The organism is Roseobacter sp. (assembly GCF_045106495.1).
Classification (GTDB): domain Bacteria; phylum Pseudomonadota; class Alphaproteobacteria; order Rhodobacterales; family Rhodobacteraceae; genus Roseobacter.
In genome coordinates this window covers 15,827-33,794 of sequence record NZ_JBGCEQ010000019.1, presented here as the reverse complement: position 1 = coordinate 33,794, position 17,968 = coordinate 15,827, and the positions used below count along the sequence as shown (strand labels likewise).

The following is a 17,968-nucleotide window of genomic DNA, read 5'->3' as shown; positions in this document are numbered from 1 at the left end:
ACGCCTTCAAATCGGACGCCCTGCAAAGCAAAAGGGGCGCCATCAGACGCCCCTTTCGTTCTCTTTTTCAATAACTGGTCAAATCAGAAGGTCTTCGAAGACAATGATCAGTTCTGGTGCAGCGCCATCCGAGTCGAAGGAATGGGCGGCGCGTTCGCCATTTCCAGTGACGCGGAAAGCAAGTGCCCCATCTTCCACACCATCTGGCCCGACCACAGCTTCGATCAGGCTGGAAATGTCGCCCGTCCGATAGATGCCGTCGTCAACCCAATCCTGTGTGGGCACCCAATCGAAGTCTTCGGTCAGGTAAGATCTGGAATCTGGTTTGGAACCGTTGGAATAGGTTACCGCAGATTCCGTGTTTTCGATCTCGATCGTGAAGACCGCTGGCCCATAGATGCTGTCGTTGCCATCACTGCCATTGGATTGGAACTGGAAGTATGCCTCTGAGATCACCCTATCTTCAGGAATGTCGATATTGGTGAAACGCATGCCAACCGACTGCTGGGTAAGTCCATTGACACCGAACTCCAGATCACCGCTACCCGCACCGCCAATACCTTCCCAGTCATCCGAAGAGGCGTTGATAGACGAAGAAATCTGATCCACGCCGCCCCCCGGATTGTCGGTTGCGAAGCTCGAATTGGAGGCGGTAACGGCTGGTGCCGAACCTTTGTAGAAGTCGAAGAAGTCGATCGCATAGCCACCTGAGCGGCCCGCAATCGCAAGCGTGTGGAAGCCAGCCGTCAACTCGAACTGAGCAGAAAAGTTGGCTTCTTCCTCCAGGACACTATCGATTACTGCCCCGTTACCCCAGCCGCCTGTGCCGACCCCAAAGACCTTCACAAACCCTGCGTTGGAAACCGAATTGGTGTCGTTCACCTGCAGCGCTTCGGCATCATCATCGATCCGGAACCAGATATCGTTGGCCTGATCGCTTGCAATTGCCGGATCGTCGTCACGTGAACCTCGTGCCCGGAAGGTATAGACCCCCTCATCCCCTTCTGGAATGAAGATTTCATATTCGATGATACCCTGTGCCGGGTTGGTGCCGGCAACATCGCCTTCTTTCCAGATATAGTAGCCGGTTCCTTGTGGATTTGGCTGGTTTCCATCTCCATCCGGACCTGTCGCATACGTCCAGAACGACCCTGGGTTTGTGCCGCCGGTGCCGTTTGGATCTTCGACCTGGATCTTGAACCGGGCGTTGTTGGTGCCCGAGCCAATGATCTCGAAGAACCCATCGCCGGGAACAACAGGATCACCAGTTACCGGTCCGCCGGAGTTGGTCAGGTAGATCGGCGCGGTGACATCACTGATCGGCAAGTCGTTGTTCGACGTGTCGATCACGCTGGCGACGAACCCGAGCTGGGCCACATCGTCACCCGCGAAGGTGCCGTCCCCCTGATTGTTGGCGACTGGATCATCATAGTCAAAGAGCCCAGTTGCGTCGAAGGTGCCATCCGCACCGATGACCACGTCCACGGACTGGCTGTCGAAGTTGTTGTTCGCTTGGAAGTCGTAGCGATCAAGACGGTCTTCAACCAGTTGGGCAACTCCGCTGGCGTTATTCTCCACCGGGTTAAAGCCCTTGGTCATGGTAATCCGCACGGTATCTCCGACATCACCTGTGACGATGATGGTCGGCTGCGTGACCCCGTAGGTTCCGGTCCCGCCAGCGGCCACGCCATTGATCTCGAGCGTTGGCGTTGTGGCTTTTGTAAGACCCTGATCCGCCAGAGCTTGCGAACCGGAGGCGCTGCCGTCGCTGCCGAGCTGACCAGAAGCGGTCGTCCCGTCATCGAAGAGCACGGTGAAGCGCGAGCCGATCAACTCGTGACCGGATACACCACCCACGTCCCAGCCATCAACGGCACCCGTGTCCACGGAGGTCTTTGTCAGACCTGCGATAGAGTTGGGGTCCATGTCGCCGGAGAAGCCAACCGTTTCACCATTGTCGAAGTCGGTGAATTTGACGATTGCGCCTTTGAAGCCACCGTTGGACGCCTGACCGGTACCGGTCGTGTTCGCCAGCGGATCCTGACCGGGCAGGAAGTAGCCGCCCTCGCCACCGCCGATGTAGGCTCCGGTGCCACCTGCGGAATTCACCGCCCAGGCCTTGGCCACGTTGTCGCCACCGGCCCCATCCGGGTCAAAGACCACATCCTGATAGAGCGCATCCGACACATCGATAAACACCGCGGAAATCTTCTTGCCACCCGTGTTGGTGACCTGGAAGGAATTCGCCCCGAAGTTTGAAGCGTCGATACCGCTCGCGCCCACCATGATGTCGAGCACAGCCGATCCGGTGACCCCATCCGCATAGTCCGCGTTAGTGACCAGATCGGATTCGCCGGCAAAGACTTCGGCTGCATTGGTGCCATCGTTGCCAATCGGATCGCCTTCCACCGGGCCACCTTCGTTGACGAGGTAGATCGGCTTGGTGACCGGGCTTACGGCCAGATTACTCTGCGACGGATCAACGACGGAGGCGACGAACCCGATCTCGGCTACATCGTCACCTGTGAAGGTGCCGCTATAGGCCAAATTGTCGTCGTAGTCGAAGAGACCCGTTGCATCGAAGGTACCATCAGTACCGATCACCACATCAACCGACTGGGCGTCGAAGGCGTTGGAGGATTTGAAGTCATAGCGCTCCAGGCGATCCTCAACCAACGTGTCGATGCCAGCTGTGCTATTGCCGACCGGGTCGAAGCCCTTGGTCATGGTAATACGGACCGTTGAACCCGGATCCCCGGTGACCAGAATGGTCGGCTGTGTGCCGCCATAGGTCCCCAGATCACCTGCCCCGAAGCCGTTGACTGTCAGTGTCGGCGCGTCAGAGGCAAAGCCCGCTTCCGTCGCCAGACCTTGCGAGCCCGCCGCACTGCCATCGCTGGCAAGCTGACCCGTGGCCGTGCTGCCGTCATCGAAGAGCACCGTGAAGGTTGATCCGATGATCTCGTGGCCGGAGATACCGCCCACGTCCCAGCCATTGGTGGCATTGGTGTCCACGCCATTGGTGCTGCCCTTGTCGAGCCCCGCGATGGAGTTGGGGTCCATGTCACCAGAGAAGCCGACTGTCTCGCCGTTCTGGAAATCGGTGAACTTGATGATCGCACCTTTGTAACCGCCGTTGGACGCCTGGCCCGTGCCGGTTGTATTGGCCAGCGGATCCACACCGGCGATAAAGTACCCGCCGTCACCACCGCTGATGCTGGCACCCGTCTGCGCGCCACCAGAGTTAATGCCCCAGGGCTTGACCGAGTCGTCGCCGCCGGCCCCGTCAGGGTCAAAGACACTGTCAGGGTAAAGCGCCGTGCTGACGTCAATGAACACCGCAGCAATCTGCTTGTCGCCCGTGTTGGTCAACTCAAAGGAGTTCGAGCCGAAGTTCGAGCTCTGGATGTTGTTGTTTCCAGTCATGACCTCGAGAACGGCAGCGCCTACTTCATTGGTGCCGTAGGAGTTGCCGGTGAAGATATCGGTCTCTCCTTCGAACACGGCCAGCGCATTCGATGGATCAACCGACCCCCCGTCCGTCGCCGTGACCTTGAAGCTGTCCAGCTGTGCTGTGAACGGTGCACTTGACGGTGCATGGGCATGTGTGAAGCCCGTTCCGACACCGACTGCTTCGTCCGCAAGAGCGGCCGCCATGGCACCAGTTATCGCCAACGACCCAAAGCTGACACCGGTGGCGCCCGCAATCGGATCGCCGTTGGTGTCAAGGAAGGTCGCGGTTGCCGTTATGGTCGCCGCAGTTGCGCTGGTGGAATTCACGATCAGCGAGACGTCCACCGCACTGAAACCAGCGGTTGTCAGGCCTGCCGGAAGCGGTTGGTTGCCCCCTGTTGCCTTGGTTTCCACATCGTCGGTCCGTGACGAGAATTCAACCGCGTTGCCGAAGACGAACTTCACGAAGTCCGCACTGTCGACCCCGACATGGACCCCAATCTGGTCAAAGCTGACCGCGGGCGTGGTCTCGAACGGGTTGATCACCCGTGCTTCGACCGTGAAGTCCGCGTTCTTGACGCCCAGCTGGAAGTCATCCTCGGGGTCGTTGGAAGTACCAGTGTCACCGGTGCTTGCCGTGGTTGAAAGCAAACCGTTCGCCACGGTTGTCACGCCGGTGTCCTCATCGAAGGCCGCCAACGCAGCGCTGCCCGCCGTTCCACCCTGCAGCAGACCGGTAAACCCGTTCTGATATGGCGTTCCGTTGACGTCGAAGGTCAGGTCAATGCTCTCGCCATCGGCGATCAGCGTACCGTTGTCCGCGTCATAGGCAAAGCTGTCTGCGGAGTTGATGAGACCATCTCCATCGACATCGTCATCGAGCGCATTGACCGTGCCGTCCGTATCAAGATCTTGCGACGGCGCCACGGGGCCAAAGGTATTGTCGGCCACGTCGACCAGAAGCGGCAGAGTTGCCTGCACCACTTCCGTTCCGTCCGTAGCTTCGATTACCACATCGAAGGAGCCGATTTCGGTTGGCGTTCCTTCCAGGTTACCGTCTACATCGATCCCCGTCACACCAGCAGGTGCACCGCTGACCAGCGTGTAGGTGAGCGTGTCAGCCACGTCCTCATCAGAGAACAGACCCGCAACCGATACTGCCAGAGGCGCATCGATGATCGCCGAGGCCGCAACAGGTGCCGGATCCGCGACAGGAGCGTCGTTCTCATCCGTCACTGTCACATCGACAGCAACCGATACGGTGTTGGTACCATCGCTGACATTCACATCGAGCTCATAGTTGTTGTCGACATCTGCATCACCCGGTGTTTCGAAGTTGGGCGCTGCAATGAAGCTGACGACCCCGGTGACGGGATCAACCGTGAACAAGGCTTCGTCCGCACCGGTTCCTGCAAGGGTGTAGGTGATAGCTGCGTTTTCAGGGTCAGTTGCGACCACTGTGGCCACAGCATCGGCGATGTTCTCACCTGTCGTTGCAGAGACCTGAGCCTCCGTGACCGGTGCTTCATCAGTATCCGCGACCGTGATCACCAGAGACTGCTGCGCGGCCACATCACCGTCAGAAGCTTCAACGATGACGTCATAGACGTTGTCACCATTCGCATCCAGAGGCGTTTCGAAGTCAGGCGCCGCAAGGAAGGAAACCTCGCCGGTGACCGGATCGATGTCAAAGAGACCGGCGTCATCGCCACCCGCGATGGTGTAGGTGACCTCCGATCCTTCCAGATCGGTTGCATCTACATCCGCTGCCAGCAGCGTGCCTTCGTCGATTGTGGCTTCAGCAGGCGTGGTGATGGTGGGCGGTGTGTTGTCGATCGGTTCCAGGAGAACCGCATCGATCCGCAGCACTTCGCGTCCGGGGTTGCCCGGTCCAGGCTGCGATTCCGCGACACCTTCGATGATCAGCTGTGCGCCGGCCGGAATATTGACCGTGTTGAACACCGCTGCGTTGATGTTCCCTGCCTGGGTGGTACCGCCCTGACCTGGCAGGTCGGTGCGATCCATTGTGTAGGAGCCGATGACCGTCGGTTCAGAACCGTCGCCCAGATCAAGCTTCAGAGTGAAGGCAGATATACCATCGTTCTCGTCAAAGTGGATCACCGAGATGTCATAGAAACCCGGAACCACACCCGCAGCGTCAAGCTTGGTCGAGATCGACCCTTCGCCGTTCACACCGAGACGGATGAGCTGATTGCCCGAAGCTGTGCCAACAAAGCTGGTGAAGAAACCTTCCACGTCGACTTCTGGGTCGGTGAAGGCGGTAAAGTCTTCCGCCTCGATCAGCACCGTCTCGCGTGGCGGACCACTGGCGATGTCCATGGTGAAGGTCGTCGACGCAGAGAGCGTGTCGGGATCGTCGACCGGGCCATCGCTGGCAATGATCGTGATTTCGAAATCACCACTTTCCAGCGGCACGCCTGAAATGGCGCCCGTATCAGGATCAATGTCAACGCCCTCTGGCAGACCTTCTGCAGAGTAAACCAGAACAGTGCCTGCATCGATGTCCGTAAACAGTCCATCAGGCAGCGCCAAGAGGATCTGGTTGTTCACGATCACTCCGACGTCGGCATAGACCCCTGTGACTTCTGGTGCGTCATTGGTGTTTTCAACCGTCAGCTGCAACGTGCCTGTGACACTGTTGCCCTCTGGGTCCGTCGCCGTAACACCAACTGTGTATTCACCCACATCGTCATTGGTAGGCTCACCTATCAGAACACCATCTGCAGCGATATTGCCTGCCTCCAGCTGCAGGAACGCAGGTGGATTTGTGATGGTGAAGACCAGATCCTCGAAAGGCGTGTCCGTATCAAAGAACGGCAGGTCAATCTCAAAGGGTGTGTCTTCGACAACCACCTGATCCGGGATCGCGTCGCCAAAGATCTGCGGCGCGTCGGTTTCTTCACCGGACGTACCCAGCTCTTCGACCAATTTGACATTGGCGAATTGCGCTATGGAAGTGCCGTTCACATCATCATCGTTGATCAGAGCCAGCGTTGAGAAAGACCGACCTGCAAATTCCGCGAGCGAAATCTCGTAGGACACTGTCTCACCGACCGTATCGTATTGATCTTTGTAGTCCTGGATAGAGTGCTGTGAGAAGTTCTGGCTGCCAAACAACTGGAACGTCACATCGTCGTTTCCGCGGTAGGCATTGTTGTTCTCAAGAGCGATCGCAACAATCTCACCCGACCCGTTCAGGATCGTCATGTCGAAGCGCAGAACCGTATCCTCGGTGACGGTGTAGTCGCCTTCGGTCAGGGCTGTCTTCTTCCAGACGTTGCCATCCAGCGTCAGGCTCTTGCCATCAGGCGACACTTCAAAACCGGTGCCGGGCTTGCTGTCCTGATCATCATAGGACTCGATCGCATTTGCGCTGAAATCGATGTCCGTGACAACGTCGCCACCGCCCGGAGACAGCACTTCGATGTCCACTTTGGCCACCGATGTCGCACCGGAAGGATCGGCAATGGTGTACTCAAAGCTGGCTGTCCCGGCAAAGTCTGGAATGGCCTCAAAAGTGATCAAGCCATTTTCCAATGTGACCGTACCATTTCTGGCAGCGCTCACAGCGGTCACGGTCAGCTCATCACCATCCGCATCCGTATCGTTCGCCAGCAATTCGGCTGTCGTGATCACCAAAGCGTCGTCCGATTCCATCCGCAGGTCGTCTTCTGCGGCGAGAGGTGGGGTATTATTGGCCACCGTCGAGGTAACGATCCGGATGTCAGAGAACGTGGTGGTTGCTGTCTGGGGTTCTGCGTCCTGGTCATTGACCAGCACCAGTTTGGAGAAGCTCATGCCAATCAAACCGTCCAGCGGGATTTTGAAAAGGACGTCCTCGCCCGGCACAACACCGGATGTTGGATTGTAGGTATTGTAATCCTGGTTGAAGAACCCAGTTGTCGCTGTACCACCAAGCTGGAAGATCGCGGTGCCTTCGTTCTTGAAGTTGTTGTCATTGTCAAAACCAATGCCCAACAGTTCCGGAATTTCCGACGAATTCACCGTGACCCAAAGCTCCATGCCCTCGGTGACAACAAAATCCTCCGGCAGCGCGTTCTCATCCAGAACAACAGGCCCTTCAATCGGGGCACCGTCTGCGATCAGACTGTCAATGGCCACGGATTTCCAGGCGTTCCCCGCAAGGGTGATCTCCTGGGTCTCCTCATCAACAACGATCGTACCTGTTCTGTCTTCCTGAGAATAAGAGGCTGTATCCGCATTGGTCACCTCAAGTTCGTTGAACAGCAGGGATCCATCATTGCTGATGGTGATGTTGACAACCTGCGTCGTCACACCACCAAAGTCATCTTCGATCTGGTACTCGAAACTGGCAGGTCCCTCATAACCGGCACTCGGCGTGAAGCTCACAATGCCGCTTTCCTCATCGAAGCTGACAACGCCGTTGACACCACTGTCGGCCACAAGGCTGAAAGTCAGGTCATCGCCGTCCGCATCCGTGTCATTCGACAGCAATCCGGCCCGGGTGAAGGCAACCACCTGATCCGGCGCGCTGGCTGTATCGTCGTTGCCAGCAACAGGGGCCTGGTTGTCTTCATCGATGTCACCGTCCTGGTCGTTGTCCTTGCCATCGTTGATTTCAGGCGCATCCGGATAGATCGTGTCATCCGTATCATCCAAGTCATCACCCAGATCGGAGAGGACATAGTCACCAGGCGCACCCGGTGCGACATAATCCGTAACCTGATCGGCAGAGGTTCCAACCCCGTCGCCATCGGCATCTGCATACCAGATGAACGGTCCGGGAATATCGGTCACGGTGAGTTCAAAAGTCGTGGAGACCGGCGGATTCGTCCCGTCGTCCGCAGACACTTTGACAGTGATTGTCCCGTCGCCATCCGCCGGTGTTCCGGAGAACGCACCAGTTTCCGGATCAAAACTCAGCCATGCTGGCAGCGGGCTGTCATCGTCCAGCGTCGCCGACAGCGTCAGGTTGGCAACACCATTGTCGTCTTTGAAAACGTCCAGAGGCAGGACAAAATCGATTGCGGTGTTTTCCGTCGCAACCTGCGGCAGAATACCCGCGTCCACTTCCGGCGCGTTGTCCGGCGCAGTGATCTCGAGATAATCCCATTGACCGGTGAAACCGTTGGCACCGGGTGCGCCACCTGCTGCCTCGGTAATCGAAATACCGTAGGCAAGGCCGCCTGTGCCCCCCGTGATGGGGTTGTTGCCTTCAATGGCATCTGCCAGAGATCCGGTGATTTGTTTCTCCGCCGTGGCAATTGTCTGCAATTCATTGCCATCAACGTCCAGAAGCGTGACATAGCCGATGATTGTCGGCAGCCCCTCGAAGGCCACTGATGTGCTCGATTTGGTCACGTCAAAGCGGAAGATGATGTCGGATGCAGCCTCTGTGGCACCACCGTAGTCAACGGCTGTAAGCACATTGGGGCCGGACGCACTGCCCTGCGAAGCGATCTCGATGTTCACCTGAGTATTTCGAACACCATAAACCAGTTTGATGAAGTCGTCCGTGCCACCGGCCCCGATGTGAAGGCCCAGCGAAGCAAACTGGAAACCGTTTGTGCCGCTTGTGATGGTCGGCCAAGGGTTCACCACCTTTGTCTCGATGGAGAATTCCTGGACGCCAGAGACATCTACCCCCGTGACGTAATTGTCCTTCACCCGATTGTTGATTGCCGTTCCGGTGCCATTGGTGTCGTCATCCGACGCAGTGACATTGAGCAGACCATCTTGGACAAAGCTCGTGGCTTCCGTGGTCCGGTCGCCGTATGGATCTGTTTCAGAGGACCCTGGAGAAGCGGCACCCTGCGTATTGACGAAAATACCAGTCAAGCCGGTTTCTGGCGCAAACACGTCTGCGGTGTCGGTATCAAAGTCAAGGCGGAAGGTGCCACCGACGGTGAGCACATTGCCCAATCCATTGTCTTCGTCATATGCAAACGGATCGACTGGGTTGAGAATACCGTCGCCGTCGATGTCAGCCGGGTCGAAGGCTTCGTCATCATCGATGGTCACGGTCGCCGCCGCATTGCCCAAGCTGACGGATTCGCCGCCGTCTGCCACAACGTCCGTGATGGCAACGGTGAAATCCTTGACCTCGGTTGCCTGGTCTAAGTTGTTGATCAGCGTGACTGACAGGTCTGCCGTCGTCTCACCGGCCAGAATGGTCACAGTGTTGGTTGCAGGCACCTCATAGTCGACGCCGGCAACACCTGTGCCATCGGCCACCGCAAAGGTAATGGTCATGGCTGAAGTCGTGTCGCCCTCACGGGTGAATGTCACCAGAGCCGCGCCGGAGTCCTCGTCCGCTGACACGTCGGCCACCGAAATGGTCACATCGGTTGGATCCACCACCGTCACCGCCTCGTAAAGTGCAAAGGCGTTGATCTTGGCGTTGTCCGCAAACGCCGAGAAACTCATGTTCAGGATGCCATCGACACCGATGGTCACTGGTACATCCACGTCATAAGCCTGATCGACTTCCAAACCGGGGACGTCAAAGAGGTCAAGATTAGTGACGACTTCGTTACCATTGATCGTGACGCTGAAGATGCGTTTGTTGTCGGTGAAATTCACGTCGAACAATTCAGCCAGTTTAAGCGTCATGATGTACTCACCGGGTGCAAGCCCGTCGGTGGTGTATGTCATCGCGTTGGTAGCGCCACCCCAGCGTTCGTTGATGTACAAAGCATCATCCGCGTTGGTGGCCCCATCACGGTTGTAATCTCCACCTGCCAGTGCCGTATTCCCGCCATTGGCACCTGGACCATCTGTGTATTTGTTGGAGTTCGTCCAGGCGGTATCATCGCTGTCTGCGGCGTAAGTTACGCCGTCTGTGGTTGTCACTTCAGGGCCGTTCACGTTCAGCGCAAAGACTGCCGCACCCTTGCCCGTTCCGCTTCCAATGTCATCTTCGATCACGTTGCCGTCTCCTGTAGCCGCGGACGCAATCGCCACGGTGTTGGTGCCAACGGAGTCAACCGCCGAAGTTAAGGTGACGGTCACCGGATCGGCGCCGTCGTCCACATTATCGTTGTCCACCAGTACCGTGAGCGCTCCCACGCCTGCGGCAAAGGTGATGTCCTGTGTCAGCCCACTGTCGGTGGCCGTGTCATACGTCACGGTCAACGTGCCATCGAAGCTGTCGCTGGCGGTCACGTCGAACGCCAGAACCGTGACACCGAAGTCGCCGTTTTCGACCACATCGCCTGCATCGGCGATCGACAGGGTCACATCGGCCGGACGGTCCGCAAGGACAAAGTCCAGCTCGACCGTGGTCGGCAGATCAGCACCTTGATTGAGCCACAAGGTGTACGTGCCTGCCTCCAGCGGCAGATCGAAGGCGGGAAGGGAAAAGCCTTCCTGAATAACACCGCCCTCCGCCATCAGCGCCAGCAGGTCGTTGCCGAGTACGCCGTCGCCGTAAACCAGCGCGCCTTTGAGCGACGCCAGACCCGCACCCGTCACAGGATCCACGGTCACAGCCGGGCCCTCTTGCAAAGCCATGAAGCCTTGCACGTCGCCCGGGTCCTCGTTGTCATAGCTATTCAGGGTGATGGCGTTCAGCACCTGCCCTTCGGGAACCTCGAAAGTGATGTAATCGCGGTCACGACCGCCTACGTCGCCGACTTGCTGGGCCGTCACGAGATTGCTACCATTCTCGAACGCACCGATATCGGTCGGTGCAAGCCCGTCGTCGGAGAAGTCTCCGTAAACGACGCCACCCGCCGCATCCGGGCCCTCAACGATCTCCACTTGTGGCGATGTAAGCGACAGGGAATCCCAACTCGCTTCAAAGCTCGTGATTGTTCCCGGAGAAACCGTGTTGTCCGAAGACGTCACGCCGAAATGTGTCGCTTCGGTTGTCGAGGTGAGATTGGCCAGAACCGCTGCTGGCATTCCCACAGGTGGCGTCGTAAAGAACCCATCCGTCGCCTCCGGACGGGTGCCGCCGATGATCGCACCGGACGCGTCATAGAGCGTAACCCACTGGCTAACCGTACCGGCACTCTTGTTGATCTCCAGCGACATTTCGACTGAGGCGACATCAAAGAGATCCTTGCCAGCTTCGATCATCTGGGCAATCGTCGCCTGCTGATTGACACCACCAGTGCCTTTCGACCACATCTGGATACCGGTGGCATCCGGGGCGGTCGTGCCCGCGGCGACACCGCCCCAGACCAGCTTGACCATCTGACCGGTCAACTGCGTACCAGTACCAAACACGATACCCTGCTGGGCATAGTTCGGCACGGCGCTGCCGGTCACACCCTGTGCTGTCAGCATCTCTTGCGTGAACGGGTTGTCGAAACGCGTGGTCAGGAAAAGCTCGTTCAACGAAGCATCACTGACGTCAACAATCTTGGTGAAATCGTTGATGCTGCCGTCGTCCGTTCCATCGTTGATGTCGCCTTCGGCAGTTTGCACCACCAGCTTGCCACCCGTAACTTCGGATGTGGCTTCATCAATCGTGGCACCCAGGCCCAAGGCGTCATCAAACCCGCCTACGGCAAGTGCTTCACCCGTTACGCCTTCGAAATCAAGGCTGAATAAAGCACCGCCTGCTGGGATCGCAACCGACTGGTCGTTTGCGGCAATGGTAACTGTCGCGCTGCCGCTAGACGCAGAAATCACTGCGTCCGTGGCCGCATTCGTCACGCCAGTGATGGCGACGTTAAAGCTCTCCGCGAGCTCCTCGTCTTCATCATCCACAATCGGCACAGTTACGGTAGCTGTTGTGTCACCCGCAAGAATGACAGCGGTCAAAGGCGCGGCAACACCAAAGTCCTCAGCACCGGCTGTGTCGGGCGTTAGCGAGAATTCCACGGTGACGGCTTCGGTCAGATCGCCGATCCGCGTGAAGGTGATCGTTGCATCCTCGCCTTCTGCCGTGGCCACATCGGCCACCGAGATGGTGGGCGGCAGATCGGACGGTACGGCATCGTAGACCACGATGGCGCTGTATCCCGCCTGGCCCGCACCACCATTGGCGGGTGTGCTGTCCACGGTGATCTCGATGATGCCATCTGTGACGGCAACGTTGTGACTGAACGAAGATGGCTTGTCCGCGCCACCCCCTTCAGCGAAGGCATCGTAGTTGTCTTCGACAAGTTCGCCGTTGATGTAGAAGTCGCCAACCCGTGTGCCGGGTGCCGATTGGAAAAGCTCTGCGAAGTGCAGTTCAACGACATAGGTGCCATTGGCGAAACCGCCATAAGTCGCAGTCCAGACGTTGGTATTGCTGTCGCGGTAGGTGTGCAATGCAGATCCGTCGAGATCGACGCCGCCGGAGTTGCTGCCTGTGGGTCCAGACTCTCCGTCGACGTTCGCGTTCAACTGCGCGTTGGTCTTGGGGCTTGTGTAATAGGCCGCATCGTCCGCTTCGAAGGCAATCGGGTTTCCGGCCGCATCGGTTATCAGCGTGTCAGCGGCAATTGCACCGGCGTAGCGGTTGTTGTCGACGCCGCCTTCAACCAGATCCGTACCGAGGTCAGCTGCAGCAGTGGTGTCGGTTGTGCCTACGTTAATCGCACGCACAACCGTTCCGGGCACCAGGGCCGCCAGGTTTGGCTCCAGGATAAAGGCCGCGCTGGCCGCATCGGTGGAGTTGCCTGCCGCGTCACCAAAGGCGTCTGCTGCAATGCTGACCTGACCTTCGCCGGTGGGCCAGGCGTTGCTGCCGGTGGGCGGCTGCAACTCATAGGTCAGCGTCGCGATCGTGCCATTCTGCGAAAGGACCACCTCGGGGTCGCCCACGGCAGAGGGAACAATCCCTGAAAAAGTCAGATCCGCACCTGTGAGACCGACAAAGTCAGCCTCTTCGAAACCGGCATTGTCTTGCAAGGTGACAACGACATCACGCGCGCCATCTTGAACGCTTGGCGGGTTTTCAACAACAATGCTGATGATCTCCGGCGCTGTTTCATCGGCTGGCGGTTCGAAGTTGCCACCAATAGCCCAAACCACCAGACCGGAGAGCTTCGCCTGATCCACGATCTTGATGAAGTCGAGGTTCAATTGACCATCTGTGACGGTCACCTGGAAGGTTTTCAGAACCTCGGTAGCTGCCGCGCCTGCATCATCGATGATGTCATAGTTCGACAGGACCTCGTCGCCCTCGATCTCCAAATTGAAGGTTCGCTTGTCATTGGGATCATTTGTGTTCTGCACGCCGTGGAAGATCTCGGCAAAGTAGAGGTCCACCAGATATTCGCCATTCGGCACATCGATGTTGTAGCTCCACGTCGCGAAGTTGCCCGAGCGCTCATATGCGTGGATCGGGTCAAGATCCGTATCAGGGAAATCCGTCGACTGCGCCGTTGCGTTGGTATAGTCGTTGTAGGTTGTGCCGGTGTTGAAGCCCACTTTAGGCGCGGTTGGCAGATCGGACACGAAGTCCACGACCTGGTCGCGCACAGTGAGGCCCAACGCGTCGGGGCCACCGGAGTTGATCGCAATGACCGGCGTCAGGGGCGCCTTGGCTACAAGACGGACTCCCCCTCCCTCGATGTCTTCAAAGACGAAGGTGCTGTCGCCATCGGCTGGGTCGAAATCGGTAAACTCAGGTCCGTCCAGAGTGAATTCAACAACGTCATTGATTTTGACGATCGCGGAACCCGCCTCATATGTGACCGTCAGATCGTCAACAGAGACACCATTGATGATGATCTCGTCGTCAGTGCTGAAGTCAGTGATAGTATCGCCATCCAGTTGATCGAGCGATCCTTGGATACTATCGGCACCTTCACCGGTGGTAATGGTGTTCGCACCCGAACCAACCTTGATCACGTTATCGCTGTCGTTGGTGGTCAATACATAGTCCACATCGGAGCCCGAGCCGTCGAAGTTCTCGACCGTGTCGTCCAGGGCGAGTGTTATGTCCGCACCGTCGTAAATGACGGTATCAAGACCCGCAGTACCCGCTTGAGCAACCTCTGCGGCGGTGCTCGCTTCGATCTCGTTGCCGAAGGCTTCGATTCTGAGCTCGTTGAAGTCAATTGTCTCCAAACCATTGCCTGTTGAGGTCTCGGCGAGGAAGCCAATGGCCGCGCCGGAGGTCGCCTCCGCCGCGCCAGTCCCGATGGTGTGATCACCCGTCAGCACATCCCGTAGCACGCCCTCAGGCAGCACGAAGCCGCCGAGATCCAGCGCGGTGAAATCCGCCGCGCCTTCGAGCCGGTAGTCAACACCTACCGTGAACCCTTCGGCCTTGTTGATGGTCAGGCGCAGATCGAGCACGCTGATGTCGGAGCTGGACAATCCGGGCAAAGCGATCTGCTCGAGGACGGTGTAGTTTGTGTCATTGATCTCGAATCCAACCTCAATGCCGGGAACCAGGCCTCCGCCGACATCCACCGCGCCGAACACAACGCGCAGGAAGTTTTCCTGTGTCCCGTCGCCAAAGATCATGCCCGTCAGTTGGCCAGCGGCCACACCGCCTTCGGCAGGGATCCAGTTTTTGATATTCATCGTGGCGACGATGCGGTCGGTATCGGCCGACGGCAAAATGCCGGTATGCAGCACATCGCGCGCCGTGTTGGCATCGCCAACGACGGTGCCTGCGATTACGTTCTTGATCTGCAGGATCGGTGCATTGCCGCCGGGCAGCACGTTTTCACCGATGTTGTAAAGCCCGTCGAATTGCTGGTCGTCGGGGAAATTCTCAGCCGCCGTCTGCGCGTCGCGGTTGGGCGTGTCCCCATCAAGTGCCGCGCCGAGCAACCCGGTACCGTTAAGCGAGATCGTGAAATTTGTGTTCTGCGGGTTGAAGTCGAGCACGATGCTTTCACCAGGGCTGATGGCGTAGCCGTTGTCATCGCTGAACTCGAAGGGGTCGGTGACATAATCGACACCGTCGAGGTCGCGGTCGGTCGGGTTGACGATTTCGGCTCCCGCCAGCGGCACGGCGCCGTTATCGGGTTGGAATATCTCGATCGATGGAGCGCCAACGCCATTGTATACGGCTGTCCAGATCGAGCCTTGGAACGGCTGGCTCAACCCGCGTTCGAGGTAGTCATCGCCGACCGTGCTGATCCCCAGCGGGCCGCCGCTCGCGGCAACGACCGTGCGGTCGGCCGCGACGGCAAAACCGCTTCCCGAGACCGTGCTCGACATTGTACCGTCTGCGTTGCGGCCCATCACGATGATGTTGCCGCCGCCAAGCTGCGTTGCGAGGATCGCGCCCGACATCTTGATGTCGCCCTCGTCGAGGATGGTCGAAGTGTATTCCGCAAGCCCGTTGATTGACCCGCCGCCGGAATCAAGCGCGCCGTCGGTTTTGCCTCCCTCCAGGTAGTCGCCCTCGACCTCGTTCCGATAGGCGACGATCTCGGCGATGTCGGCCGGAATCCCGGCAGTTCCCTGCAGCGTTCCGCCAGAAGGAGGAGTCCCGCCCGCGGCAACTGCTTCGCCTGAGCCGTCAGCAAAGGAATAGATGTCATAAAGCACGCCTGGTTCGACTGCGAGCACCTTCTTGGTCAGGTCGCCAGACCGCGCGCCAAAAAGAGAGTTCGCAGGGTCAGCGTCTTCGCCATCAGTGAGATCAGGATCGACATAGTCATCGCCAACTGTGATCGTGCCGTCACCATCCGGATTAGGGACGATGTTCGGGAAATCCGCATCGTTGAGCTCAACCGCCGCCAACCAGGCGACAACCTGGTCATAATCGGTGCCGGTCAATGGATCGTTGTCGCCATCTTCGTTGTAGGTGTCGAAAGCCGACACCAGCAGATATGCATTGTCGGTGCCCGCATCTGGCGAGAACAGCAGCCCCGCCTTCGCGCCCTCGGCGCGCGTCGGGTTCGGGTGGCCGCCGTAGACATAGGTATTTCCATCTGGCCCTACGAAGGTCGTAACAGCTCCATTGCCGCCGACCGAGAGACTCCCCCCGTTCAGATCGTCGGAGCGCGTCACCTCATGGAAGTTATCCTGGTTCGACGGATTCCAATTCTCCAGGTTGATGTCGTCATTTGTGTTGCCCTCGCCGTTATTGAGGTTCGTGGATATGTAACCGGCCTCCTGCGCGTTGTCGGTCGTGCCGCCATTGTCACCCGCCTCGCCGATCGGTCGGCCACCCCAGTTGTTGTTGGCACCGTTGTCGTAGGTCCAGACGCGACCGTCATCGGTCACCTCCACGTCATAGGCATTGCGGTAACCGGGTGAGTAGATCGAGACCGGCCCGTCATCCAGCAGCTTGGCACTGTTGCGCCCGTCGTTGCCGCCGAAGGGATCGTTGGCGTCGTCATCGCCAACATCAGTGCGCGCGGGATCATTCAGGGTCGGAATGTCATACACATAGGCGCGACCGTCATCATCAAGTACCGGCATGCCCTTCAGCATGGTCAGGTCAACCTCGAGGATCGCCGCGGACAGCGGCTGCTCCTGCTGGCCCGCGAAATTGTTGGACGGCGCACCCGTGTTGGCGTTGCCGCCGTTCGCGACAATCATCCGCTCGGAGAGTAATGTGACACCGTCGGGAGCAAACTCTTGGATCACCTCGAGCCCGTTTGTGGCATGGTTCTCTTCGGACCGTGGCAAGCCGCGCACGATGTCAATGGCTGTCCAGCTATCCGGACCCGTCTGCGTCATCATCGTGATGACGCCGGAATTAGTGTCTATGCCGGCGTCGTTGCCGCTGCCGCCGGCACCGATGCGATTGTCGGACGAGGTCACGTACATCGTTACCATCGGCGTGCCATCAGGCAGGGTCATCAGGTTGCCGGCGTCATCATATTGTTGTGTGACGTCAATCCCGGTGACCTGGCGGTTCACGCTGTTATTCTCGATCCCGTCGTCATCGTGGTTCTGGACGGCACCCTTGATCAGTTCCACCGTTGTCGACTCGGTCACGAAGAACTGCGCAGTGTCGTCGTCATCAGCAAGGTTACTGTCGCCAAAAGCAACGGTCAGAACCTTTACGTCGCCATCAACTTCCGTGATGTAGAGCCGTCCATCTGGTCCCCAAACCAATGCGGTCGGCTGAGAGAGAGAAACCTCTCCATTCAGATCAAGTGTGCTTGCGGAAAAATTATTTGTTACGGCCACGGTCGGTCCTCCAGATAAAAAACCTTGAGCCCGCGCGCATAATTTCACGCAAATTGCGTGTTCCGAAAACTAGCTCTTTATACAATCTGTGGTTGTTTTTTGCCTTCAACCATCAGGTATTACCAGTTACCGAACATGCGCACAAGCAAGTCAAAACATTCAAATTCTGAATGATGAGACCCGCTTGCTTACGTTCAGGCAAGCAGAAAATCGCCGATTTTAATCGATTTTGCGAGTTTCTGATTGATCTCCCCCAAGGGTAGAAAAAACCTCCCTCATGAATATATATTGGATCAAATTGATCCTCCTGAGGTAGTATTTCACACTCATTCGCGGCGCCACGTTAAGGTTAAAATTTGTGCATGTTTCAGATTTAAAAGCATTTTTCAATTTTAACGCGAGTAATCGAGTCACTATTGTGAGCGATTCACCAATTGGCGTTACCCAAACTGCCTGAGTTATG

Annotated in this window: 1 protein-coding gene; it reads right to left on the bottom strand. The window is 57.8% G+C overall.

Going from position 1 to position 17,968, the window contains the following annotated elements; genetic code table 11:
• Positions 1-78: 78 nt before the first annotated feature.
• Positions 79-17,505, bottom strand: a complete 17,427-nt coding sequence (locus AB8B75_RS13045; RefSeq protein WP_405362842.1) for a malectin domain-containing carbohydrate-binding protein — start codon at positions 17,503-17,505, stop codon at positions 79-81.
• Between the last annotated feature and the right edge of the window lie 463 nt (positions 17,506-17,968).